Source organism: Duganella sp. Root198D2, assembly GCF_001428585.1.
In the GTDB taxonomy this organism is placed as follows: Bacteria; Pseudomonadota; Gammaproteobacteria; order Burkholderiales; family Burkholderiaceae_D; genus Rugamonas.
This window is the reverse complement of sequence record NZ_LMIC01000048.1, coordinates 20534-44844: the sequence shown is the minus strand read 5'-3', so window position 1 is coordinate 44844 and position 24311 is coordinate 20534. Positions and strand designations below refer to the sequence as shown.

Sequence of the window (24311 nt, the reverse complement as noted above, 5' to 3'; positions counted from 1 at the left end):
GAGCCAACAGAAATGCAGTCAACGCAGCAGCAGGAAGCGATAGAGGAATTCTGGCAGCATACTTCGCACTGCGACCACGTGGTGCAGATGTACGAGAATGAAGACGTTTTCCTCGACATGCTGGAAGTCTTTGTTGCGGAAGGTTTCCGCAAGAACGACGCCGTCGTCATCATCGCCACGCCGGAACACCGGGCTGCGCTGGCAGAGCGGCTGGAACGCAGCGGCATCAATGTCGCAGCGGCGGCATCGAGCGGACAGTTCATCGTGCGCGATGCCCGCGACTGCCTGGCGCGCTTCATGTTCGATGGCTGGCCGGCTGAATCGCGTTTCAACGAGATGATTGAAGAATTGCTGGACAAGGCGCGCGAAAAGCACCCGACGGTGCGGGCATTCGGTGAAATGGTGGCCTTGCTGTGGGAGGAAAAGCTGTATCGCGCGACCATGCGCCTGGAGCATATGTGGACGCAATTGTGCCAGCGCGAATCCTTCCCCCTGTTCTGCGCCTATCCGAAGGCCAGTTTCGATTCCGCCGACCCGGCAGATTGCCGCGAAGTGCACAACGCGCATACCAGGGCCTGCCCGCCGCTATAATGGGGCGATGAAAATCGTCCTGGTCACTTTCGGCTGCCTGTTCATGGTCCTCGCGGTCCTGGGCGTGTTCCTGCCGCTGCTGCCCACCACGCCCTTCCTCCTGCTGGCGTCGGCCTGCTTCGCCCGCAGTTCGGACAAGCTGCATCATTGGCTGCGCAACCACGGCCGCTTTGGCCGCTACCTGCGCGACTATGAGGACGGGCGCGGCATCCCGTTGCGCGGCAAGGTGCTGGCGATGGCGATGATGTGGCCGTCGATGTTCTATTCGATATACAGGGTGCCCTTTTTCTCGCTGAAGGTCATGCTGTTCCTGGTTGCCTGCGGCGTGACGGTTTACCTGTGGCGCCTTCCCACTTCCCGTGCGCTGGATGAATAAAAGGAGTTTGATTGCGGCCGCAGCTGCGCTGCTGCTCTCCCAGGCCGCCTTTGCCGCCAAATGGGAGGTCATTGCGGGCGCGCCGATGGCCTTGCGCAGCGAGCGGATCGACGCGCCGCGCGGTATTGCGGTGGGGCTGGACGACACCGTCTATTTCACCGACGGTGCGACAGTCAGGGCCTTAAAGCCGGAGGGCAAGCTGGTAATTTTGGCCGGACGCTTCATCGCGCCGGCCGGTCTGGCCGTGAGCGCGGATGGCACGGTCTATGTAGCCGATGCGGGCAACCATGCGGTAAAGGCGATTTCACCGGCGGGCGAGGTGCGCACCGTTGCGGGCCAGGCAGGAACCGCCGGACGCAATGACGGCAAGGGCATCGCGGCCCGCTTTAACCAGCCTGCTGGCCTGGCACTCGATCGGGCGGGCAGCCTCCTGGTGGCCGATGCAGGCAATCGTGCGCTGCGGCGCATCTCGGCCGACGGTGTCGTCAGTACGGTGGCCCAGGACTTGCCATTTCAACCGCAGGGCATAGCGCTCGATGCACGCGACGGCGTCGTATTGTCTGACGCGAGCAATGCGCTGCGCGTGGCTGCCGACGGAAAATGGCAAGCGCTCGATGTGCAATCGAACACTGTGACAGCCCAGGGCGAGGAATGCCTGCGCGGCAAATGCCTGCGGCGCTACCAGGCGCCCAGCATGCCGGCTCTTGCGAAAGGGCGCGCAATGCCCGCGGGACAGCTGGCTGCCGACTCGCAGGGCCGCCTGCTGGCGACCGGGCCTGCCACCGGAACTGTCTATCGGATTGAGCGTAGCGGCATGATCGTGCCGCTGCTGGGTATGGGCGACGTCACGGGAGAACTGTCTGGCGTTGCGCGCGACGGCGAGGGCAGCCTGTACCTGCTGCTGGCAGAGCGCCAGGCGGCAACGAGCTGGGATGCCAGCGGCAAGCTGCAGCCGCTCACCCTGCAATACGCCGCATCGCTGAACCGCGATGGTCCGGCGATGCAGGCCCGCTTCGGCGACATCACCCAGCTTGCAGTGGGCCGCGATGGCGGCTTGTATGTGCTGGACGGCGACCAGTTGCGCCGCATCGACAAGGAGGGCGTGGTACGCACCCTGCTGGAGGCGGGCGGCTTTCGCAAGCTGCGCGAATCGCACACGGCGGCGCAGGTGGATTTGCACGGGTCGATGGTGGCGCGATCAAGCACCGGCGTTTTCGTGACCGCCAACGGCGGGCTGGCCGGCGTCAGTACGGAAGGCATGATCTCCCTGGTCAGCGGTCCGCCGGGCATGACGCCGGAGCAGACCGGCCTGGTTCCTGCCCTGAAGCGCATCTGGGCATATGTCGCGCAGGATGCCGAACCCTTCATGCTGCCCGGTTTGGGCCAGCACAGGGTCGCCGCGGATGCTGGCGGCCAAGCCTGGTATTGCGCCGATAACGTGCTGTGGCGCATTCGCCCGCGCGGTGTGGCGCGCAAGACGGAACTGCAGGGCGCGGACGGTTGCGGCGACGTGCTGGTTGCGCCGAACGACGATGTCTTCATGCTGCACGGTCATTATGTGAGCAGGGTAGGAGGCGACGGCTACCAATTGCTGGCCGCCGGCAGCCGCGAACGCAAAGGCAGCAGCGACGGCGTAAGCCTGCTGGCACGCTTCCGAAACATCACCCATGCGGCGACCGACGCCGGCAGCAATATCTACCTCATTGACGATGGAGTGTTGCGCAGGATATCGGTGAACGGTGAAGTCACCACCGAAGGGAACGGCTTGCGGGAAGACACCGGAAAACTGCGCGCCCTTGCCGTGGACAGGAAGGGAGCGCTATACGTCGCCACTCAGCGTACGATCTTGAAGCTGAAGCCCTGAGTCAAGGCTGCCAGTTCACGTTCACTGTCGCCGTGCCGCTGGCCGGGGTGGTGAAAGTGTGGTTGCCGCCGCCTTCCCACACGGTGGGATTGGCGCTCTTCTTCAGGAACTTGTAGCTGAGCGTGGTGCCGGCCGGCACGCTGACATCGGTGTACCAGTTCGGATAGCTGTAGACCACCTGGTTGAACAGCGGGCCAAGCGGCGCTGCTGCGCTCCAGTTGGCAAGTTCGAACTTATCCCCGGCCAGGTAGACGTTTTCGCCCGACACCGTGGTAGCGTTGCCGACGACGAAACGTACCGTTACCTGCGGGCCGCTGAGGATTTCGAAGTTGTCCCAGCTATCGCTCGTCACAGCGCCTGCAGTAACGATGCTCACGCCGCTCATGCCTGCCGCCACGCTTGGCACCAGTACCTTGACCTGGGTATCTTCCCACGAGAGGATATTGGCGCCGCTGACCACCGTGCTGCCGAATTTCACTGTGCCTTTGGAAGCGCCGAAGCCGCGGCCGTCGATGGTAATGGTCTTGCCGGGCATCGACATATTTGGCCCCACGTGGCCAAGTTTTGGTGAAGCCACTGTAGCGGTGTACTGCCAGAGCGCGACAGCGCCGGCCGCCAGCGTGAAGTTGCCGACCGCGCCGTTGGCCCCGACTGTGATGCTGTTGCCATTGAAGCCCAGGCCATTCAGCACGTCGGTATAGCTGCCTGGGGGCAGGCCGGCGATGAAGCCGCTGATCGGCGTTGCGCTGGACAAGTTGCGGTTGATCGCCACCACGGCCACGTTGTTGCCGAAGCTGCGTTCATAGATCAGCACATCGTTATTGACCCAGCGCTGCTGCGTACTGCCGTAGGCGATGGCGGGATTGGACTTGCGCAGCGGCGCCAGGCGGCCCACCAGTTTATAGGCCGCCGTGGTGGTGGCGAAGGACGTCATCATCGCGCGGTTGTCGGGATCGCCGGTGCCTTGCATGTATTGCTCGGTGCCATAGTAGATGGCCGGCACGCCGCGCGAGGTAAGGGTAAAGGCCAGTGCCTGTTCCAGCTTGCGGCCGCTGGCGCCGGCCACCTGGAAGCGCGGCATGTCGTGGTTGTCGATGAAGGTCACCTGGTCGGCCACGTGGGCGTACTGTCCGGCGGTATCGCTCACCATCTGGTTCAGCGAAGTCATGTTCGCCGAGCCATCCTTGAAGACCTGGCGCACTTTCTGCGCAAACTGGAAGTCCAGCAGGCTCATACCGCTGCGGTTGGAGAAGTAGTGGTTGGCCGGATCGACTTCATTCTCGCTCAGGTACCACTCGCCGAAAGTGAACACCGGCTTGTAGCCGTGGATATAGGACATCAGGCTCTTTTGCCAGCCGAAAGGCATGTGCTTGACTGCGTCCATGCGGATGCCGTCAATGCCCAGGTCCAGCCAGACCTTGATGGCGGCCTTCATGTAGCCGTCAACGGTGGCGTGATTGTGGTTCAGGTCCGCCAGGTCGAACAGGTTGCGGTAAATGCCGCTTTCCAGCGTGGAGAAATCGGTGCCGCCATTATGGTGGAAGTAGCCATTCGGGTCCGAACCGTAGCCCGCCATCAGGGCGCCATTGTCATACAGCTTGCCGTTTTCGCCGAAGGTGGTGTCGCTAGCCGAAGCGGGCGAGGTATGGTTGGGCGCGAAGTCGATGATCACCTTGATGTTGCGGGCGTGGGCCGCGTTGATCATATTGGTGAAATCAGTCATGGTGCCGAAGGCTGGATTGGCGCGTTTGAAGTCGCGCGCCCAATAGCCGTGATAGGCGGTGCTGTTGGTGCCCGAGTAGTTCAGCACGGCGGTGATGTTTTCGACCGGCTGCGAAATCCAGATGGCGGTAATGCCCATGCCGCTCAGGTAGCCATCTTCGATCTTGTTCTGGATGCCTTTCCAGTCGCCGCCGCAGAACAGTTTTTTCTGCGTGCAGCCGGAGCTGAAGGCGCTGCCGGTGGGATTGTTGGCGCTGTTGCCGTCCGCCAGGCGGTCGGTCACGATCTGGTAGATCACGTCCGTGTTGAAGCCTTGCTTGTTGCCGACCGAGGTGTCTGGCGCGGCCTGCGCGTGGATGGCGAATGCGGCCAGGATGGCCGTAGTCAGGGCCTTGCGTTGCGTCTCCATAGTCCTTCCTTTCTTTGTTTGGTCGACAAAGTATGGAGTAGTTTGACTACGTGTACTGTTGCTGTGTGGCGTAAACGCAGCAGAAAAAGCGATAAATTCAAAGTATTTTGACTACATCAATTCCTGTAGTCGGTGCCCCAGGCGCTTGCCGAGTGCAAGCAGCGTGAGGGTGGGCGGCAGGCCCCAGGGGACGGGCAGGACGGAGGCGTCGCAGATGTAGAGCCCGGGCGTTGCTGTGCGCAATTCGCTGTCCACGGACGCCGGGCCGCCTCCGCCCACGGCCAGCGCGCCGCCCGGGTGAGCGGCGAAATGCCAGCTCTGGAATAGATGGCGGGCGCCGGCCTGGGACAGGATGCGCCGCGCCATAGCGGTGCCGCGGCGCAGGCGCTCGCGGTCCTCCGTCTGCAGCGTCTTGTCGACCCAGTGCGGGCCGATGCCGCCGCCGGCCTGGTCGCGGATCTTGACCATGATGCTGAGCGTGCGGCGGTGCGCGAACAGGCGGTCAATGCGGCCTACCTGCAGCGCGAAGGCCTGGTACATCGGCCTGGGCAGCGTCAGGTCGGCGAAGGACAGGCCTTCTTCCGGCAGCGCCATGCCGGCAGCCATCGGCACCTCTGCACCGCCTTCGATATCGTCGAGCGCGCCCATCACCGCCACCACCGGGTCGCTGATGAACGGCAGGCTGCGCGGCGCCAGCCCGGAAGCGTGCAGCAGGCGCGGGCTGCCGATGCCGCCGCCGGCCAATATCACAACTTTGGCCTGGACCGTATGTGCCGCGCCATCGCGCAGGTATTCCACGCCGGTTGCGCGGCCCTGCTCGCGCACGACGCGCATGGCCTGCGCATTGTCCAGGATATGGGCGCCGTGCAGGCGTGCGTCATCCAGCAGGTCGCGCGCAGTCCACTTGGCGCCAAACGGACAGCCATAGACGCAGCGCCAGCAGCCGGTGCGGCAGACGGCGGGGCGGATCATCTTGTCGAGCTTTTGCCAGGGCAGGCCGGACGACAGCGCGGCTTGCATGATGCGCCGGGCCATGGGGCCGAGCAGTTCGTCCGGCAACTGGCCGATCGGGAGCTCGGCACGGCATTCCGCGAGGGAGGGTGCCAGGTCGATGCCCAGCGCCGCGAAGCGTTCGAGCGGGGGCGCGGCGGCGGTGGCGAAATTCAGGGTAGAGCTGCCGCCGGTAGCCAGCCCGCGCACCAGCAGCGATGCATCGCGATGGAGGAAAGCGCCCTTGCCGGGAATGGCGCCGATGCCCGCCATCTGGGCCAGCGTGCCGCGCAAAGGGGCGCCGCTGCCTTGCTCCAGTACCAGTACGCGCTGGCCATGCCGCGCCAGCGACTGTGCGACGCTGGCGCCACCGGGGCCGCTGCCGATTACGATGGCGTCATAGCGCGCTGGCATTGGAATCAGCGGGTCTGCTTGTCGTGCTTCTGGTGGTGGATGGCGGCGCTGTTGCGGTCAGCTTCGCGCTGCAGCTTGTTGCGCTCCTTGCGGGTCACTTTGCCGTCGGCCTTGGCCATTGCTTCGTCGCTGGCCAGCTTGGCTTCGCGTGCTTCCAGGTGCTGCGCTTCCTTGGCGGTCAACTGGCCCGACTCGATGCCTTGCGCGATGCGGCCTTGCTGGCGATCTTCGCGCTTGTCGAGGTTAGGAGTGGATTGGGCGAAGGCTGGCAAGACGAAGGCCGATACCAGGACGGCAGCGAACAGCTTGGTGGTTTTCATGGCGTACCCTTTCATTTGTTGGTTTCCGCAAGTCGCGTGGCTGCAGTATATGGCTGGCGGTGCGCGCAAAAAACATCGTGCCATGTAATCGGTGTAAGCATTTGCAACCGTTTTGTTAATGAACTTCAGGGCGCAGGCGCTGCATCAGGTCTTTCAGGGCACCCTGCGACAGGCCGTCAAGCTCCGGCGAACGGCGGTCGATCTCGTTGGCCAGGTCGGCCAGAAGCCAATCCATTTCATCGAGCATGGCGCGCACTTCAGCCAGCACCTCCGGGTCGTCCTGCATCATGGCCAGCATGCTGGTCATATCGTCCGGATTGAAGCCGGCTTGCAGCACCAGTGAGCGGATCGACGCCATGCGCTCGAACAGGAAGGCTATCGGCGAGCCCGGAGAATCGGTGGCGGGGCGCTGTTCCAGCATTGCCCTGAGGTCGAACCAGGCCTGCAGCAAATCCGATAAATGGTTCAGGCGCCGAGACGGATCGGTGGCGGGGCCGGCTTCGGCGGGCTGGCCGGCCTGCGGTTGCAACAGGTCGCGCAGGATGGCCAGTACATCGCCATCGAAACGCGGCTTGTTGATCCGGTACAGCATTTCAAGGCGCTGCATATCGAGGCGGCGCAACACTGTTTCGGTGACATCGGCGGCAGCGACGATGCGTGCCAGCCGGTCGACCTGCGCGCCGTGCAGGGCATGCGGGTAACCGCTGCCGTCCAGCCGTTCATGATGCTGCAGCACGGCTTTGCTGGCGGCGGAGGGAAAGCCCGGCAAGTCCTTCAGCAGCACGTATCCCGTGACAGGATGCACGTGCACGAAGCGCCGTTCTTGCGCCGTGACCTGGTGCGACTGGTCGAGGATGCGCGGATCGGTGTGCATCTCGCCGAAGTCGTGGCACAAGGAAGCCAGCAGCACTGCGGGCAGGCCGGCCGCCGCAACGCCCATGCGCTGGGCGCAGGCGAAGGAGATGATGGAAGTGCGCAGGGTGTGTTCGAACATTTCGGCGTGCTTGTCCGCCATGACGGTCAGGCGCAACTCGACGGTCGAGTGCAGGCGCAGGTTGGCAGTGCAGTGCTTTAACTGGCGCGGATCGCCGGCACGCGAGAGCAGCTGGCGGTAGGTGGCGTCGTGTTCCAGGATGCGGTCGAATTCGATCGCCAGCATGGCGCCATCCACCGCCTTGTCGGAAGACAGTACCTGGTCGAGCGGGGCGGACAGCTTATAGCGGGTAAGCTTTTCGAACTGCTTGCTGTCGATACGGGCGCCCTTGGCCAGCAGCTTGGTGCCGTTGCTGGCATAGATATCCCGGCTGGCAATGACATCGCGCGTGTCGCCCATTTCCGCAACCGAGCGCACGAAATGCGGGCTCTCGCCGGGAACCTCACTTAGTTGCATTTCGCTAGCCAAAACGTCCACCTTGGGGTCAGGAACGAATGTGGACATTCTCGCAGAAAAAAAAAGCCCCGCGCTAGGCGGGGCCGGAAGCAGAGGCGGAGAGACGCCTTTGAAACACCTTAAAACTTGTAGCGCAAGCCGGCCAGGAATTCGCGGCCGGTCACGTTGTTCACCACCACGCTGTTGCGCGCGCGGCTCACGAACTGGTCGTTTTCTTCGTTGGTCAGGTTCACGCCTTCCAGCGTGAATTCCAGCTTGTCGTTGACTTTATACGACAGCGAGAGGTCCACGTTCAGCGACTTGTTCTTGCCTTCGACGTCGTTGTTGTTCTGGCCCGGCACGCGGGTTACGAACGAGGAGCGGGAAGAAGCCGAGATGCGGGCACTGAGCTTGCCGTTGTCGTAGTACAGCGTGGCGTTCCACGAGCGCGGCGACAGGTTCAGCAAGTCGTCGGTAATGCGGGTGTCGCTGGTTGGCGAGACCACGTACTCGATCTTCGACTTCACATGGGTGTAGTTCAGCAGCGTGCCGAAGTCCTTGCCCCACGCTGGCAGGAAGGTGAACGGCTGCTGGTAATTCAGTTCGAAGCCCTTCAACTTGCCGCCATCGGTGTTGATTGGTGCCGTCACCTGGAACACTTCTTCGCCGGTGAAATTGGCCGGCAGCAGCGACATCGGCAGCCCGGTGTCCTTGAACGCGATATTGGTGCGCAGGGACTGGATGTAGGTGCTGATGTTCTTCTGGAACAGTCCCAGGCCGACAAAGGCGTTCTTGCCGAAGTAGTATTCGAGGCTGGTGTCGAAGGTCTTGGCGCGGAAAGGCTTCAGCAGCGGATTGCCAGTGGTGATGCTCGGCGTACCGGTGGTAGCGATGGTGCCGCCCGGCGACAGGTTGTTCAGCTGCGGACGGGTCATCACCTTGGCCGCGGCGAAGCGTGCGATCAGGTCCGGTGTCAGCGTGGCGGCGATGTTCAGCGATGGCAGGGTGTCCGAGTATTCATTGTTGACGGTAACGGCAGTGCCGCCGCCGGCAGCCTGGTAGCCGGTAGCAGAAAGCTCGGTCTTGACGTAGCGGGCGCCGAAGTTGCCGCGCAGGGGAATGGTGCCGAGCTCCGTCTTGAATTCGCCCATCAGGTAGAAGCCTTTGTCTTCCTCGTTGACGGAGCGGTTGTTGCCGCGGGCATTGCCGTTGGTGACGGAGGACAGGGTGAAGTCGCCCGGCCCTCCGGCCGGACCGCTCTTGATGCAGTTGCAGTAGATGTCATACGCCTTGGCGATGGCGTTCAGGTCCGGGATCAACCAGGTGGTATAGGTGCCGGCCGGCAGGTTCTGGCCTTTGCCAAAGCCGCTTAGCGTGGTGGCCAGGTTGCCCGAACCGGAGGGCGGCGCGAAGATGGTGTCGTTCTGGTTCACGCGGCGCGACTCATAGGAATCAAAGTCGTACTTCTTGCGATTCAGGCCGCCCTTGATGGTCAGCGCGTCCGAAGCTTCCCAGGCCAAGTCTACGGTCGCCGTGTCGTTGCGATTGTTGGCGCCCTGCGGGCGGATGCGGATCTCGCTGGTGGTGGTGTTGGCGACGGTGGTCGGCTGGGTGCCGCTGGCAACCTGCGGCACGCCGATAATTCCCATGCTGCCGCCGGCTGCCGGGTCGTACGGCAGCGAAATGATCGGGTGGCGATCATCCTGGCGGAAGTCGATGGCGTAGCCGTTTACGTTCAGCGCATCGAGCGTAGTAGTGGTCTGCACCGGATTGCGGAACTTCGACGTGGCGCGGCCGACGCGTGCTTGCAGTTGCAGGGTATCGGTCAAGCGCTGGTCGAGGGTCAGCGTCGGCTGCGTGAACGTGGTGGACAACTTGTCGAAGCGCGACTCGGCGCGCATGTCGACGCCGTTGAATTTGCCGTACAACAGGTTGCCGTTCGGTGCGTACTGTGCTTCCACTACCGAGGTTTGCGGCTTGCCGCCCTGGCTGGCGGAGCGGCTGAACGAAATCGCTTCCAGGAAGTCTTCCTGGCGCGTCGCATCGAGCTTCGCATACAGCATGTCGAAGGTGACCAGCGAGCCTTGCATAGGGCGCCATTGCACGGCACCGGTCAGGCCTATGCGGTCCTGGTCGTGGGTCAGGCGGCCATAGCGCGGCAGGCGCGGATGGAAGCTATTGGCGTTGCTGGCCAGGTTGTAGGCATCGGTCGCGGCTTGCGATGCAGGCAGGCGTGGCACGGCTTGTGCAGCAGGCCCGCAAGTCGCAGCAGTGGAATTGGACGGGTTGGCGCTCACGCCTTGCGGTGCGCACCAGCCGCCGCTCGACGGGCCGTTGTCCCAGCGCACGGTGGAGAAGCCTTCTTCCAGCAGCTGGCGCTTGGAGAAGGCACCGGACAGCAGCACGCCCACTTTGCGGTCGGCGAAGGTGTCGGACAGCAGGAAAGCTACGCGCGGGTCGGTCTTCTTCGACAGGTCGTTGTACTTGCCTTTGGCGGTGATCGTAGCGTTGAAGCCTTTCAGGTCGAAGGGGCGCATGGTCTGCAGGTCGACGGTGGCGCCCAATGAGCCTTCATCCACGTCGGCGGAGGAGCTCTTGCGCACAGTCAGCGACGAGAACAACTCGGAGGCGAACACGTTGAAGTCGAAGCCGCGCGAGCGGTTGGTGCCGCCGGAGCTGTCGGTGCCGCCGGTGGTGGCCAGCGCTTCCAGGCCGTTGATGCGCACGCGGGTGAAGTCCTGGCCCAGGCCGCGCACGGTGATGCTGCGCCCTTCGCCGGCATCGCGGTCGATCACCACGCCCGGCACGCGCTGCAGCGATTCGGCCAGGTTGGTGTCGGGGAATTTGCCCATGTCTTCGGCCTTGATGACGTCGACGATGCCGTTGTCCTCGCGCTTTTTGTTCAGCGCCGATTCCAGCGCGGCCCGCAGGCCGGTGACGACTACCTTCATTTCTGGTTCTGCTGCCGGCGCGGCCGGTGCGGTGGACTGTGCGTGGGCGAGGCCCATGGCGAGCGCGGTGACTGAGTAAGTGCCGACGAGACGCAGCGCGAACTTGCGCAAGGCCTCGGTTTGATCCGTAAACTTCATGCCATCTCCTGTTTATCGTTGCTGCCGGCTCTTGTAATTGGTCAGGCCGGTTTTGGTATTCTATGCTAATGTTTTTGCAATGTGGTCAGTCCAAATATATTTATTTGCAAAATTGGCCTGTCCAGATCAGGCGTCGGCGGAAAATTCCCCGCTGTAGCGCTTTTCGCCTATGGTGACGTTATCGAGCACAAGTCCGCGTACGTTGTGCAGAAACAACGGTTGCCCGGCATTGCGTGGCGTTCCGAAGTCGCAGTCGCGGATTTTCACGCGCGTGATGGGGGGGATCGCTAAGCCTGCGGCGCCGTTGTAGCTGCCGGCGACGGGGCCGAGCAGCACCATGGCCTGGTAACAGGAGACCTTGCCCTGGGCTGAGTTGACGTTGCCGACTTTGAGGCCTGAGATTTCGATGTCCGATACTTGCGGCGGGCGATTGCGCACGGCGTCGTCCGCTGGCGCGTAATCGCAGTCGATGGTGATTACGGCGCCGGCGCCGGAGGCGACCTGTCCGGATGGCTTGCTGGTGCCGGGCAGCGGCTTGTAGATGCCCGGGCTGGTCTGCACGCCGTTCGGCAGCGTGCAATTGCGCACGTAGAGGTGGCGCAGGAAACCGCCGCGGTTCATGTTTGTTTTCAGGCGAATGGCGGTGTTGAGTGCATCGCTGGCCCAATGCAGGTTCCTGAATTCGATCTGCTCGGCGTAGATGTGCTCAATGCCGCCGGCCATTTCGCTGCCCAGCGTGACGCCGCCATGGCCGCTGTTCATCACGCAATTGCGGATCAGGATATTGCGGGTGGGGCCGTAGTGGGTGTCCTGGTTCTTGCCGGCCTTGATGGCAATGCAGTCGTCGCCGTTGTTGAAGGTGCAGCCTTCCACCAGCACGCCATCGCAGGCTTCAGGATCGAAGCCATCGCTGTTCGGGCCGAGGCTTTGCATGTTCACGTCCTTGAAGTGGACGTTGCGGCTGGCGACCGGGTGGTGCACCCAGAATGGCGCACCGGCGATTTGGTAGCCCTGGAGCAGGACGTTTTCGCACTCGATCAGTTCGACCATGCAGGGGCGCAGGAAGTGGCCGTGGCCGAAAATGCGTTCCCTGCCCGGAATGCCGGCTTCGGAAAGCGCGGGCAGGTAGCGCGAGTCGGTTTGCCAGCGGTTGCCCGGGCCTGCGATCAGGGCGCGGTCTTCCGGTGTGAGGTGCGGCGCGCGCTGGGCGAGCGGGGCGTTGTCCGGGTTGGGGGCGATTTCAGTGCGTTCACGCGCGGGCTTGCCGCGGCCTTTCCAGTCCCACCAGCATTCCTGCGGGTTATTTTCGAATGGGATGCCGCCCTGGCCGTCGAGCACGGAAGTCCAGTCTTCGCCGGTGAGGGCGATATTCTTCTGGCCGTGGGCGTAGACCAGCGGGGAGAAGTTCAGGCAGTCGTTGCCTTGCCAGCGGCTGCGAACCAGCTTGCCGTTCCGGCCGCAGTCGATGTCGCCGTATTTCGCGTAATCGTCCGGATTGGCGCTGAACATCAGGCGGGCGCCTTTTGCCAGGTGCACGTGGACGTTGGAGCGCAGCACGAGCGGGCCCTTGATGTACCACACGCCTTCAGGGATGACGACGCGGCCGCCGCCGGTTTGGTGTGCAGCTGCGATGGCAGCGCTGATGGCTGGGTAGCAGTCATGGCTGCCTTGCGCCGGCGTTTGCAGCGTGCCCGGTTCGAGCGAGGCTATCTGGCCTTGTACGGAGAGCAGTTTGCAGGGCTTGGCGCCATATTTCGTCACCAGGAAATCCTGCTTGCGGAAGGTGAGCGGTGTGGCAAAGCGTGCTGCGATTTCCCTTGCACGCAGCCAGGGACCGCCATTGACCGCTGCCGCCGCGGCGGCAGCGATGCGTGCGAGCGCGGGATGCGACGCAAGCAGCGTGCCGCCAGCGACGGCTGCGCGAAGCACGGCGCGGCGTGAGCGCAACATGTCCACTTTTGTTCCTGACCCCGGAGCGGACATTTTCATTTGGAAACCGCAAGGACAGTGCGCACGGGATTGGCGGCGCGGGCGGCGGCGTTGGCGATGTAGGCTTCCCATTGCTCGCGGGTGGTGATTTCGCCGGCGCGGCTCCAGGCGCCGCCGGCGTAGTAGCGGAATGGCTTGCCTGCCGTTGCCGGGGCGAGGATCAATTCGTTCAAGCTGTCCTCTGCAAAGCCTTGCGCGGTGGGCACGATGAGGGCGGTACCGAAGGCGCCGTTGCTGGACTGCTCGACCCATTGCAGCAATATCCTGCCTTCGCGCCTGGTGGCGATTTGCGGGCTTTGGCCTTTGTCGCTTGGCGTCTTGTTCAGTCCTGCCGCAATGGTCAGCGGCTTCTCGCCTGCATAGGAGAATGTGGATTCGATCATGTCGAGCTGCTGGCCTGCGTCGACGGTGAAGCGCTTGGTTTCCGTGACGGGCGTACCGGCAGCGTCCCACGCGGCGTACGCCAGTTCGAACACTGAACGCACCGGGCCATTGGCCAGTACTTTCCAGCTTGCGTAGTTGGTCGAGACATACAGCTTGCCGCCGTCCCATATGCCGGTACCGCCGGCGCCGCGCGAGCGGCCGACGTTGTACATGTCCATGCCTTCGCCTTCGTCATGGTGGTAGTGGTCGTGGCCTTTGTTGTACCAGCGGTCGACGATAGGGTAGGGCACGCGCTTGAACCACAGGTCCAGGCCGGAGGTCACCAGCACCTCCTTTGCGACGCCGGGCGGCGCCGGGGCGGCCAGGGCGGGGCCGTAGGTGCGGTGGCCGATCTTGTCGTTCTCCCAGCCGAAGTCGTCCAGGCGCTCGGGCACGTAACGGGCGAAGGTTTGCGCGGCGAATACGGGTGCGACGCCGTCGATCTTTTCTACGGTGTAGGTGGCGGACTTTTCGCCTGCCTTGAAGCTGTGCTGGAAAATCAGCTCGCCGTAGGCGATGCCGACGTTCTGCGGATCTTTCGCCTGTGGCGCAACGTTGGTGACCTGGTGCGGCACCACGCGGCCGGAGCCATCGCGCACGGCGATCTTTTGCACCAGTGCGTGCGGCAAGGCCTTGTTCACTTCCGACCATGGCACGCCTACAGTCTCCGAGGGACGCGCGATGTCGAGGTCGTGCTGCAGCGTGATGGTCAGGCGCTCCGCTGCGCTGGCGGCAAGCGCGGGCAGGGCGGCGGCCAGTGCGGCAAGGATGCGGGTGGTCTTCATGGCTGCTCCTTAGTGGTGTTCGCGGTAGTCGGTCTCGCCGCCTTTCGGCAGGTAATGGTAGGTGCGCACGCGGTACTGGATATCGAGCTTGGGATTGGTGACCAGCTTGATCATTTCGGCGCCTGCCAGCAGTACAGGGCCGTAGCCATGCAGCGCGTGTTTGCTGGTCGGGCGGTTGTAGTAGTACACCTGGTCGCCGGCCAGCGTGGTGCCGACGCAAGTGCCTTCCACTTCGCCTTTGTCGGTGACCCTGGTCTGCAGTCCGGCCCAGCCGGCTTGGGCGATGGAACCGTACGGCGCCGGCGAAATCCATCCCTGGTTGACGGCATGCGCAATCACGTAGGTGAAGATGGCCGAAGCCGAGGTTTCCAGATAGGAGTCGTTGCGGTCGATCATCTGGTGCCACAAGCCGCCGCCGGACTGGCGCTCTGCAATGCCTTTCAGCGACAGGCGCAATTGCGCCAGTACTTTCGGATAGCCGGGATGGTCTTGCGGCAGCACGTCCAGCAGGTCGGACATGGCCAGCACCGCCCAGCCGTTGGCGCGCGACCAGTAGAAGTTCGGTGCATCCTTCATGCCGGCGTGCCAGCCGTGGGTATACAAGTTGGTCTGCGGGTTGAACAGGTAGCCGGCCATGTTCAGCACATTGTTCACTGCGTCGTCGTAGTAGGAACGTTTGCCGGTCATGCGCCCCATTTCAGCCAGTGCCGGCACGCCCATGTACAGGTCATCGCCCCACAATGACTCAGCCTGAGGACGTTTGCGGGCCAGGGTGCCGTCTTTCAGGCGGAACTGCTTGTTGGCGACCCAATCGCTGCAGGTGGCGATCATGTCCGACAGGTCGGGGCCGACCTTGGCGGCGCGGGCGCGCATCAGGGCGGCGCACATCGAACCCGAATCATCGAGCGAGCGCGGGTCGAGGAAGCGCGAGAAGCTGTTGGCGCGCTCCAGCTTGAACTGCTTCTCCTGCTCGGTGAAGTAAGGCTTGGTCGCTTTGAAAAAGTTGAAGTGGCGCTCGGTCATGGCGAGGAAATTGCGGTCGCCGGTCGCTTCGGCTGCGCGCAGCAAGCCGGAGTGCACCACGCCCATTTCGTACACCTGGATGCCGAAGTCGCCCTTGCTCGGTTCGAAGATCGCGTCGGCCACCGGGGTTTTCAGGTCGCTGACCGGCGCGCCGGTTTTTTTGTTGATGACGCGGGTCGGGGTCACGCTGTCCATATAGCCGCGCACTTTTTGCAGCGTGCCGGTGATGTCGGCGGCGGTCGGCATCTTGTAGGGCACAGGGTAGCTGCCTTCGCCGGCATCGTTCTGGTTTTTGTTGTCGGGATTGCGGTAGGGGCCATCCGCGTGGGCCGGGTTGAGGACGAACAGGCATGCCAGGGCGGCTGCCAGCAGGGACGATGTCGGCTTCATAGGTCTCCGATGCGACGTTTTAAGTGTGGTGAAAGTGCGTCATCTGGTCAGGCCATTCTAATTTGGTCAGACCAAATATGCAAGGTGGACTAGCCAATCGAGATTTTTGTGTGGCATACTGAAAACGAAGGCAAGGAACAATGCAAGTACCCAAAGGATTTCTATGAAAATTGCACGCTACATCAAGATGCACGAGGCTGACAATGTCGCCATCGTGGTCAATGACGGCGGCTTGCCGGCTGGCTCGGTATTCCCGGACGGCCTGACGCTGGTCGAAGGCGTGCCTCAAGGGCATAAAGTCGCGCTGGCCGACCTGGCTGAAGGCGCTGCCGTGACGCGCTATAACGTGACCATCGGTTACGCAGACCAGGCGATTCCCCGCGGTTCCTGGGTGTCTGAGAAGGTGTTGCGCATGCCGGGCGCCCGTTCGCTGGATGGCCTGCCGATCGGCACCCGCAAGCCGGCGCCGCTGCCGCCGCTGGAGGGCTACACCTTCCAGGGTTACCGGAATGCCGATGGTTCGGTCGGCACGCGCAATATCCTGGCCGTGACTACCACCGTGCAGTGCGTGTCGGGCGTGGTCGACCACGCGGTCAAGCGCATCAAGGAAGAACTGCTGCCGCGCTATCCCAATGTGGATGATGTGGTGGGGCTGGAGCATATCTACGGCTGTGGCGTGGCGATCGATGCGCCGGGCGCCGATGTGCCGATTCGCACGCTGCGCAATATCAGCAGGAACCCGAACTTCGGCAACCAGGTGATGGTGGTCAGTCTCGGCTGCGAGAAGCTGCCGCCCACGCGACTGTTCCCGACCGGGAGCATCCCGATCGCGTCGGCCAACCTTAACGCGGCGGCCGGCGAGCCGGACGTGGTCTGCCTGCAGGACGGAGCGCATGTCGGCTTCAATTCCATGATCGACTCGATCATGCGCACTGCGGAGCATCACCTGAAAGCGTTGAATGCACGCCAGCGCGAAACCGTGCCTGCGTCCGAACTGGTGGTCGGCGTGCAGTGCGGCGGCAGCGATGCTTTCTCCGGCGTGACTGCCAATCCGGCAGTGGGCTATGCCACCGACCTGCTGGTGCGCGCCGGCGCCAGCGTGATGTTCTCGGAAGTGACCGAAGTGCGCGACGGCATCGACCAGCTTACTTCGCGCGCCGAGACGCCCGAAGTGGCGGCGGCGATGATCCGCGAAATGCAGTGGTACGACGATTACCTGAAGCGCGGCGGCGTTGACCGCAGCGCCAACACCACGCCGGGCAACAAGAAAGGCGGCCTGTCGAACATTGTGGAAAAAGCCATGGGTTCGATAGTGAAGTCCGGTTCGGGGGCCATCAACGGCGTGCTGTCCCCGGGCGACAAGCTGACGCAGAAAGGCCTGATCTACGCGGCGACGCCAGCCAGCGATTTCATTTGCGGCACGCTGCAGATGGCGGCCGGCATGAACATCCACGTTTTTACCACCGGCCGCGGTACGCCATACGGCCTCGCGGCGGTACCGGTGATCAAGGTCGCCACACGCAACGACCTGGCGCAGCGCTGGCACGACCTGATGGACGTGAACGCGGGACGCATTGCCAGCGGCGAAGCCAGCATCGAGGATGTCGGCTGGGAGTTGTTCCACCTGATGCTGGAAGTGGCGAGCGGCAAGGAAACCTGGGCCGAACACTGGAAGATCCATAATTCGCTGGCGCTGTTCAATCCAGCGCCGGTAACCTGATGACGGAGTAAAAGACATGACGCAAACTGGAAAACCATTCAAGCGGATCCTGATGACCGGCGCTGCGGGCGGCCTGGGGAAAGTGCTGCGCGACCGCATCAAGCCGTGGGCGGAAGTGGTGCGCCTGAGCGATATCGCCGACATGGGCGAGGCGCGCCCCGGCGAGGAGCTGGTGCAGTGCGACCTGTCCGACAAGGCCGCGGTGATGAAGCTGATGGAGGGCGTGGATGCCGTGCTGCACTTCGGCGGCATTTCGACCGAAGCACCGTTCGAGGCGATCATGCAGGCCAATATCCTTGGCGTGGCGAACCTGTACGAGGCGGCCTATAAGCACGGCGTGAAGCGCCTGATGTTCGCCAGCTCGAACCATGCGATCGGCTACTACAAGACCACCGATATGCTGGATGCGAACATGCCGACGCGGCCGGACAGCATGTACGGCATTTCAAAGGTATTTGGCGAGCAGATGTCGCGCTACTACTACGACCGCTTCGGCATCGAGACTGTCTGCATCCGCATCGGCTCCAGCTTCCCCCAGCCGGCCAACAAGCGCATGATGTCGACCTACCTTTCGTATGACGATTTGACGGAGCTGCTGCGCTGCTCGCTGTTCGCACCGCGTGTGGGCCACACCATTGTGTTCGGCATGTCGGACAACGATTCGGTGTGGTGGGATAACCGCTATGCGGCGCACCTGGGCTATCGCCCGAAGGATTCGTCGGCGAAGTTCGCGCACCTGTTCCCGGATACTTCCGACTTCCCGCAGAAGGACGACATCACCACCATCTACCAGGGCGGTAAATTCCTGCTCGATGGCCCGATGTTCAAATGATCGAACTGCGCAGCGGCTGCTTGCAGGCGGTAGTGCTGCCGGCTGCCGGCGGCGGCCTGGCGCGGCTTGACTGGCTCGGCGGCATTGCGCCGGCTGCGGTGCTGCGCCCGGCTCCAGACGGCGTCGCGCAGCCGCTGCCGGGCCAGTTGGCCTGTTTCCCGCTCGTCCCCTGGTCCAACCGGATCGCCCCTGAAGGTTTTGAATTTGAAGGCCGCCGTATCACGCCCGCGCCAACACGCGCAGGCGAACCTTGCCCGATCCATGGCGATGGCTGGCGCATGCCGTGGAACGTCGAGGCCAGGGACGACAGCAGCGTCGTGCTCTCGCTCCACCGCCGCGACGGTTCGCCATTCGCATTCACCGCGCACATGGCCTATACGCTGTCGGACAACGCGTTGCGGGTGACGCTCAAGGTGACCAACGACGGCCAGCATCCGCTGCCGTTTGGCCTCGGGCTGCATCCATGGCTGCCCGACCCGGAAGGCGCGCGGTTGCGGGCTGCCGCAGATGGCGTGTGGCTGTCCGACGCCGACAAGCTGCCCGCGGCACGCAGCACTGTGCCGTCGGCATGGGATTTCGGCGGCGATGCGGCGCGCCCACTGCCGCGTGCAGGCGTCGATAACGCCTTCACCGGCTGGGATGGCCGCGCACAGATCGACTGGCCGACGCGACGTTTGCGGCTGCGCATCAGCGCAGACATGGCTTATTACATCCTGTACGTCCCAGCGGGCAAGGACTTCTTCTGTTTCGAGCCGGTCGACCATCCGGTCAACGCGCATAACCTGCCGGGCGGTGCGGCCGCGAATGGCCTTACCGTCCTGGCGCCAGGGCAGAGTTTGCGGCGCACCGTACGGTTTGCGGTTGAGGAGATTGCATGAGGAGGCTGCAAGCCGTGCTGGGCGTCGCCTGGCTGGCCGCCGGGGCGAACAGCATGGCGGCATCTGGGGAGGCGCCATATAACGCCGGAACAACGTTTGCCAAGCTGGCCGGCCAGTATCCTTACATTGCGGTTGCTGCTGCAGAGGCACCTGCACCGGTTCGCGTGCTGCGCAACCTTACATATGCCCAACGCGCAGAGCATGCGTTGCAGCTCGACCTTTACCTGCCCGGGCCGAATGGCGGCGGCGATGAACGCCCTTCGCCGCTGGTCGTGCTGGTCCACGGCGGGGGATGGCGCAGCGGCACACGGGAAAATATGGCGCCACTGGCTGCCCGCCTTGCGGCGCGAGGCTTCGCGGCCGCCACGGTCGATTATCGTTTGTCAGGCGAAGCACAGTATCCTGCTGCGATCGACGATGTCAAACAGGCGGTTCGCTGGCTGCGCCTGGCGGCGCCGCAATATGGCCTGGACGATAAGCGCATCGCCGCCGCCGGTGGATCGGCGGGCGGCCAGATTGCTGCATTGGTCGGCATGACGAGCGGCAGTGATGCGTCGAGTGCCGTGCAGGCGGCCATTAATATAGATGGCCTGTCCGACTTTACCTCCGAGGAGGCGCGCAAGCATGAAGACGACCCGGCCAGGAACCCGTCCGCGGCCGCTGCCTGGTTGGGCGGCCGCTATGCCGAACAGGAAGCGCGTTGGCGCGATGCATCGCCCCTGACGCATGCAGGTGCAGGCAGCGCGCCGGTACTGTTTGTCACCAGCGCCCAGGCGCGCTTCAGCGTTGGGCGCGAGGCGTTGGCGGCGCGGCTCAGGCAATACAAGATACCGGCCGAGCATGTGCATTTACCCGGGACGCCGCACTCTTTCTGGTTGTTCGACCCTTGGCTGGCCCCGACTGTCGATGCCATGCAAGGTTTCCTTGAGCGCACGCTCGGCGTACCGCAAACGCGCCGCGCGCCGTGGTCGCCGGATTTGGCCGATGGCCGTTACCGCAACCCGATCCTGCATGCCGACTATTCGGACCCGGATGTAATCCGCGTCGGCAAGCGCTACTACATGACTTCTTCAAGTTTCACCAATGTACCTGGCCTGCCATTGCTGGAGTCGGGCGATATGGTGAACTGGAGGCTGGTCGGCCATGCCCTGCGAAGGCTGGTGCCGGGAAAGGCGTTTCGCACGCCGCAGCATGGCAAGGGCGTATGGGCGCCGTGCCTGCGCTTTCGCGATGGCAAGTTCTGGATCTTCTATCCCGATCCGGATTTCGGCATCTACGTCATCACCGCCAAAGACTTTGCTGGCCCATGGAGCAAGCCGCGGCTGATCATGGCCGGTAAAGGCTTGATCGATCCAGCGCCGCTGTGGGACGACGACGGCAAAGCGTGGCTGCTGCATGGGTGGGCGAAGTCGCGCGCGGGCTTCAACAACGTCCTGAGCCTGCGCCCTATGGCGCCGGACGGCAGCCGCATGCTGGACCAGGTCAGCCGCGTGGTCATCGATGGCAATACGCTGCCGGGCTATAAGACGCTGGAAGGCCCCAAGCTCTATAAGCGCAATGGCTGGTACTACGTGTTCGCACCGGCCGGTGGTGTGGAGTCGGGATGGCAGTCGGTGTTCCGTTCACGGCATATCGACGGACCGTATGAAGCGCGCATCGTTATGGAGCAGGGCAGTTCCTCCACCAACGGTCCGCACCAGGGCGCCTGGGTGGGAGCGGAAGATGGCGGCGACTGGTTCTATCACTTCCAGGACAAGCGCGCGTTCGGCCGCGTGGTGCATTTGCAGCCTATGCGCTGGCTGGATGATGGTTGGCCGCTCATCGGCGAGCCTTCCGTCAAGCCGGGTGTGGGACAGCCTGTGCTTGAATACGCCAAGCCGATAGCGGGACCGGCGCCGGCGTCGCTGGCAAGCGGCGACGAGTTCGGCGCAAAGCGCCTCGCACCGCAGTGGCAATGGGTGGCCAATCCGGCACCCGGCTGGAACTCGCTGACTGCACGTGCCGGCTTCCTGCGCCTGTACGCTCAGCCCGTGGCAGCGCCGGCGAATGGCGAAGCCGCTATCGCGCCGCTGCGATCATTGCCTGCAGTGCTGACGCAGAAACCTCCTGCGCCAGTCTTTACCGCAGTGACGAAGGTCGACCTGCATGCTGTTGCCGACGGCGATATGGTCGGCCTGGCCATGTACGGCCAAAGCTACGCCTGGCTGGGCCTGCGCCGCGAGCACGGCGAACTGCGTGTTGCCTACGTACGCTGCGAGGCAGCCAATGATAGATGCAAGGAACAGCAGGAAGCATCGTTCCCGTTGCCGCTGAAGACGTCCGTCCATTTGCGCATGGATGTTGGCGCTGGTGGCCAAACCGCGTTCTCCTATGGCCAGGACGGCGTCCACTTCACACCCGCAGGCACGCCGTTCACCGCCGCTATGGGCCGCTGGGTCGGCGCCCAGATCGCACTGTTCGCCACCGGCGCGAAGGGTTCTTACGCCGACATCGATTATCTGCGGATCACGCCTTAGCGGGCCGCGGGGCGGAGTCTGGATAGGTGGCCGGCACCGGCATTAGCCATGACGTTGGGCTGCACGTCGCCAGCGGGGAGGGCGGTATAGCCGTAGGGGACGCTCCATCCGACGTCTGTAGGGAAGCCGCAATCGGCCAGTGTTTTGCCGTTCAATTGCGAGCCGCGGTCAAGGACCGAGCCCGGTTCGGACATGCCCGGATTGTGCAGCACATCGCCGCAGCCACGCGCGCCTTCGATGTCGTAGGCGTTGGCATCGATGATCACGCGCGCCTGTTTGGCGACGCCGACGCTGTATTCATGCGCGTACTCGGCATGCTTGCGCGAACCCTTGTGGAAGTTGTTGAACAAGTGGACTTGCCCGAACCTTACGCGTGGAGTGCGCGCTGTCACGTGGTCGAAGAAGTTGTTCGAGAAGGTCACGCGCAGGTGGCCTTCATCGCCGGTGGCGCGGTCGCTGGCTCCAACCAGTGTGTTCTTTTCGTGCAATGCGAAGTGGTTGTACGACACGGTGACGAAGTCAGAAGCCGCCGTGATATCGAGTGCGCCGTCGTGGCACTGCTTCAGCATGCCGTTCTCTTTGGGCGACTGGCCGTCGGTGCGCGGCGCATCGGTGAAGCTGTTATGGTCGAGCCAGACGTGATGCGAACCGGTGACGGTAATGCCGTCGTGCTGCGAATTCCAGTTGCCGTGCGGCCCGTCCTGGGGATCCCATTTCGGATCGGGGTCGCATGGATTGCTGAGCGCGAGGTTGCGGATAACGACCTGGCTCACGTTGGCCACAATAATGCTCGCATTCACAAGGCCCGCATCTTCGCCAAGCCCGATCAGCGTGGTGTTGGATGGAATCCGCAGCAAGCCAGGCTTGGCTCCGTCGGCCATGTCGAGCATGCCGCGTACCTGGATGATGCGTGCATCGTGAGCGGCGGCCAAGGCCGTGCGAAGTTCGGCCGGAGTGGCGACGGTATGCAAGGCCGAGGCAGGAGCAGCGGCGCCGCCATGCGTGCCGCCTTGCTCGCCGGCCCAACCGTCGGCAGGCGCGTGTTCGCGCGCAGCCTGGCGCGAGGTCTCAGCAGGATCTGTCAGGGGCCCGAGGGCAGGGAACAGGCGCACCAGTTCGCGCGCGGCCATGTCGCCGAAGAAGCGCCCGCCTTTTGGACCAAGGTGGGTGTAGTCGAATCCTGCGCCTTTAGGTTGGGCCAGCGTGTCGGCCTTTTCCGGTCCCATGGCCTGCACGGCAGCCAGGGATAGCGCATTCAAGTCCAGCACCGCTACCCCTTCGCTCCGCGCCACTTCGCGTGCGGCCGATGCCCAGGGCGCCAGGTCATTCCACACGTAGCCATTGCGGAAGCTGCGGCGCGTGAGAGAGGTCACCAGCACCGGCACGCCGCCACCCGCCTTCACGTCGGCCACATAGCGCGCCAGGTTCGCAGGGTATTCCTTGACCAGGTCCGTCGAGCGGCCGGGCTTGCCCGGCTGGTCGTTGTGGCCGAACTGCATCAGCACATAAGTATTGTGGAAGCCGGCTCCATCGCGCAGCAATGCCAGTACCTCGTCCCAGCGGCCCTCGGCACGGAAGGAGCCGGAACTGCGGCCGTTCTTGGCGAGATTGAGGCAGGTAGTGCCGGCGCGCTGTCGCCGGCACAGGTAGTCGCCGTATCCCCCGCCGCTGGCGACGGTCGAATCGCCGACCAGGATGATGCGATCGGCAGCGTGGGCTGGCAAGATGGCCGCACAGGCCAGGGACAAAAGGATGTGACGCAGCATGAGGCTCCCCCGGAAGTTCGCCTCATTTTATTTTGGTCCGACCGCGCTTGCAAGTGGTCAGGCCAAAATTATTCAGCCGCGTGAGAAGGTCTTGGTAACGCGTTCCAGGTGGGCGCGCATGGCCTGGCGCGCGCCGGCGGCATCGTGCGCTGCGATCGCCGCTACGATATTCCGATGGTCATCCAGCGTGTTCTGGCGCAGTTCTTCCGTCTGGAAGTGCTCTTTCAGCTTGTGCCACATGGTGCCGCGCTGGTTCCACAGCGTCTCTACCACTCCCACCAGCGCCGTATTGCCGGTAGCGCGCGCAATCGCCAGGTGGAAGTTGCGGTCGGCTTGTTCGTTGGTGGCGCGGTCGGAGTGGTGCTGTTCCATTTCCGCTGCAGCGCGCAGGATCGCGTCGATGGCCGAATCGGTGGCCATCTTTGCCGCGATCGCCGCGACCTCGGATTCAATCAGGCGTCGCGCAGCCAGCACTTCAAATGGACCCGGGCCGCCTTCCGTCACATCGGAAGGGGCCGATGCCTTTTCGCTGACATATACTCCCGAGCCGCCGCGCACCTCGACGATGCCGGACAGTTCGAGCGCAATCAGCGCCTCGCGCAGCGAAGCGCGGCTGACACTCAGTTTGGCGGCCAGGTCGCGTTCGGCCGGCAGGCGGGTGCCAGGCTTGATGCTTTCTTCGCGGATCAAGTCCTGGATCTTGGCTGCGACCACGCGGTACAGCCGTTGTTCGGCTGCTGGATTCGGCTCCGTTGCAACGATTTTTTTGTTCATGCGGCCAGGGCCTTCTATATAGGGGGAGATGGTCGCCCGATTTTAATTTGGTCCGGCCAATTTCGCAAGAA

Annotated in this window: 17 protein-coding genes; 7 read left to right on the top strand and 10 right to left on the bottom strand. The window is 63.5% G+C overall.

The annotated features are described in order from the left end of the window. Positions 1-12: 12 nt before the first annotated feature. Genes ASE26_RS23920 through ASE26_RS23910 form a run of 3 tightly spaced genes read left to right on the top strand, consistent with a single transcriptional unit; the run spans position 13 to position 2831 of the window. A complete protein-coding gene (locus ASE26_RS23920) occupies positions 13-591 on the top strand; it encodes an MEDS domain-containing protein (protein WP_055929691.1) in 579 nt (192 codons plus the stop codon). A 7-nt stretch (positions 592-598) separates the two neighbouring features. Then, positions 599-967, top strand: coding sequence for a YbaN family protein (locus tag ASE26_RS23915; protein ID WP_055929694.1), 369 nt, complete (start codon positions 599-601; stop codon positions 965-967). Further along, the gene (locus ASE26_RS23910; protein WP_082591464.1) at positions 960-2831 is read left to right on the top strand and encodes a hypothetical protein; all 1872 of its coding nucleotides are present in this window, start codon (positions 960-962) and stop codon (positions 2829-2831) included. The genes ASE26_RS23915 and ASE26_RS23910 overlap by 8 nt, the downstream gene beginning before the upstream one ends. A 1-nt stretch (position 2832) precedes the next feature. Here the strand turns inward: ASE26_RS23910 and ASE26_RS23905 are convergent, their stop codons facing one another. The 8 genes from ASE26_RS23905 to ASE26_RS23870 form a co-directional block, all read right to left on the bottom strand. Then, positions 2833-4962, bottom strand: a complete 2130-nt coding sequence (locus ASE26_RS23905) for an alpha-amylase family glycosyl hydrolase (RefSeq protein WP_057247066.1) — start codon at positions 4960-4962, stop codon at positions 2833-2835. A gap of 111 nt (positions 4963-5073) precedes the next feature. Beyond that, positions 5074-6366 carry an FAD-dependent oxidoreductase gene (locus ASE26_RS23900; protein ID WP_057247065.1) on the bottom strand — a complete coding sequence of 431 codons (1293 nt, stop codon included), beginning with the start codon at positions 6364-6366 and terminating at the stop codon, positions 5074-5076. Positions 6367-6371: 5 nt separating this feature from the next. Next, complete coding sequence (locus ASE26_RS23895) at positions 6372-6686, bottom strand: hypothetical protein (RefSeq protein WP_082591476.1); 315 nt, start codon at positions 6684-6686, stop codon at positions 6372-6374. A gap of 115 nt (positions 6687-6801) precedes the next feature. Further along, complete coding sequence (locus ASE26_RS23890) at positions 6802-8076, bottom strand: HD-GYP domain-containing protein (RefSeq protein ID WP_162259199.1); 1275 nt, start codon at positions 8074-8076, stop codon at positions 6802-6804. 119 nt (positions 8077-8195) lie between these two features. Further along, complete coding sequence (locus tag ASE26_RS23885; RefSeq protein ID WP_055929709.1) at positions 8196-11144, bottom strand: TonB-dependent receptor; 2949 nt, start codon at positions 11142-11144, stop codon at positions 8196-8198. 126 nt (positions 11145-11270) lie between these two features. Continuing rightward, complete coding sequence (locus ASE26_RS23880; protein WP_057247062.1) at positions 11271-13094, bottom strand: glycoside hydrolase family 28 protein; 1824 nt, start codon at positions 13092-13094, stop codon at positions 11271-11273. 35 nt (positions 13095-13129) lie between these two features. Continuing rightward, positions 13130-14341 carry a DUF4861 family protein gene (locus tag ASE26_RS23875; RefSeq protein ID WP_055929714.1) on the bottom strand — a complete coding sequence of 404 codons (1212 nt, stop codon included), beginning with the start codon at positions 14339-14341 and terminating at the stop codon, positions 13130-13132. Between the two features lie 9 nt (positions 14342-14350). After that, a complete protein-coding gene (locus ASE26_RS23870; RefSeq protein WP_055929717.1) occupies positions 14351-15754 on the bottom strand; it encodes a glycoside hydrolase family 105 protein in 1404 nt (467 codons plus the stop codon). Between the two features lie 163 nt (positions 15755-15917). Here ASE26_RS23870 and garD point away from each other — a divergent pair, with 163 nt between their 5' ends. From garD to ASE26_RS30255, 4 genes are read left to right on the top strand one after another with little or no spacing between them, the layout of a single operon-like run. Then, positions 15918-17474: a galactarate dehydratase gene (gene garD / locus ASE26_RS23865; RefSeq protein ID WP_057247061.1), complete on the top strand. Its 1557-nt coding sequence runs from the start codon at positions 15918-15920 to the stop codon at positions 17472-17474. Positions 17475-17490: 16 nt separating this feature from the next. Continuing rightward, positions 17491-18306 carry an NAD(P)-dependent oxidoreductase gene (locus ASE26_RS23860; protein WP_057247060.1) on the top strand — a complete coding sequence of 272 codons (816 nt, stop codon included), beginning with the start codon at positions 17491-17493 and terminating at the stop codon, positions 18304-18306. Beyond that, positions 18303-19184, top strand: coding sequence for an aldose 1-epimerase (locus ASE26_RS23855; protein ID WP_055929726.1), 882 nt, complete (start codon positions 18303-18305; stop codon positions 19182-19184). Before ASE26_RS23860 ends, ASE26_RS23855 begins: the two co-directional genes overlap by 4 nt. Next, the gene (locus ASE26_RS30255; RefSeq protein WP_082591462.1) at positions 19181-21700 is read left to right on the top strand and encodes a family 43 glycosylhydrolase; all 2520 of its coding nucleotides are present in this window, start codon (positions 19181-19183) and stop codon (positions 21698-21700) included. Before ASE26_RS23855 ends, ASE26_RS30255 begins: the two co-directional genes overlap by 4 nt. Here the strand turns inward: ASE26_RS30255 and ASE26_RS31105 are convergent. Both ASE26_RS31105 and ASE26_RS23840 read right to left on the bottom strand, forming a co-directional pair. Then, positions 21697-23466: a GDSL-type esterase/lipase family protein gene (locus ASE26_RS31105; RefSeq protein ID WP_057247059.1), complete on the bottom strand. Its 1770-nt coding sequence runs from the start codon at positions 23464-23466 to the stop codon at positions 21697-21699. The genes ASE26_RS30255 and ASE26_RS31105 overlap by 4 nt on opposite strands. 72 nt (positions 23467-23538) lie before the next feature. After that, positions 23539-24240, bottom strand: coding sequence for a FadR/GntR family transcriptional regulator (locus ASE26_RS23840; protein ID WP_057247058.1), 702 nt, complete (start codon positions 24238-24240; stop codon positions 23539-23541). Positions 24241-24311 lie beyond the last annotated feature (71 nt).

Excerpts from the sequence above, each read along its gene's own strand:
- ASE26_RS23920 (WP_055929691.1), top strand. The coding sequence starts at position 13 with ATGCAGTCAACGCAGCAGCAGGAAGCGATAGAGGAATTCTGGCAGCAT.
- ASE26_RS23915 (WP_055929694.1), top strand. The coding sequence starts at position 599 with ATGAAAATCGTCCTGGTCACTTTCGGCTGCCTGTTCATGGTCCTCGCG.
- ASE26_RS23910 (WP_082591464.1), top strand. The coding sequence starts at position 960 with ATGAATAAAAGGAGTTTGATTGCGGCCGCAGCTGCGCTGCTGCTCTCC.
- ASE26_RS23905 (WP_057247066.1), bottom strand. The coding sequence starts at position 4,962 with ATGGAGACGCAACGCAAGGCCCTGACTACGGCCATCCTGGCCGCATTC.
- ASE26_RS23900 (WP_057247065.1), bottom strand. The coding sequence starts at position 6,366 with ATGCCAGCGCGCTATGACGCCATCGTAATCGGCAGCGGCCCCGGTGGC.
- ASE26_RS23895 (WP_082591476.1), bottom strand. The coding sequence starts at position 6,686 with ATGAAAACCACCAAGCTGTTCGCTGCCGTCCTGGTATCGGCCTTCGTC.
- ASE26_RS23890 (WP_162259199.1), bottom strand. The coding sequence starts at position 8,076 with ATGCAACTAAGTGAGGTTCCCGGCGAGAGCCCGCATTTCGTGCGCTCG.
- ASE26_RS23885 (WP_055929709.1), bottom strand. The coding sequence starts at position 11,144 with ATGAAGTTTACGGATCAAACCGAGGCCTTGCGCAAGTTCGCGCTGCGT.
- ASE26_RS23880 (WP_057247062.1), bottom strand. The coding sequence starts at position 13,094 with ATGTTGCGCTCACGCCGCGCCGTGCTTCGCGCAGCCGTCGCTGGCGGC.
- ASE26_RS23875 (WP_055929714.1), bottom strand. The coding sequence starts at position 14,341 with ATGAAGACCACCCGCATCCTTGCCGCACTGGCCGCCGCCCTGCCCGCG.
- ASE26_RS23870 (WP_055929717.1), bottom strand. The coding sequence starts at position 15,754 with ATGAAGCCGACATCGTCCCTGCTGGCAGCCGCCCTGGCATGCCTGTTC.
- garD (WP_057247061.1), top strand. The coding sequence starts at position 15,918 with ATGAAAATTGCACGCTACATCAAGATGCACGAGGCTGACAATGTCGCC.
- ASE26_RS23860 (WP_057247060.1), top strand. The coding sequence starts at position 17,491 with ATGACGCAAACTGGAAAACCATTCAAGCGGATCCTGATGACCGGCGCT.
- ASE26_RS23855 (WP_055929726.1), top strand. The coding sequence starts at position 18,303 with ATGATCGAACTGCGCAGCGGCTGCTTGCAGGCGGTAGTGCTGCCGGCT.
- ASE26_RS30255 (WP_082591462.1), top strand. The coding sequence starts at position 19,181 with ATGAGGAGGCTGCAAGCCGTGCTGGGCGTCGCCTGGCTGGCCGCCGGG.
- ASE26_RS31105 (WP_057247059.1), bottom strand. The coding sequence starts at position 23,466 with ATGCTGCGTCACATCCTTTTGTCCCTGGCCTGTGCGGCCATCTTGCCA.
- ASE26_RS23840 (WP_057247058.1), bottom strand. The coding sequence starts at position 24,240 with ATGAACAAAAAAATCGTTGCAACGGAGCCGAATCCAGCAGCCGAACAA.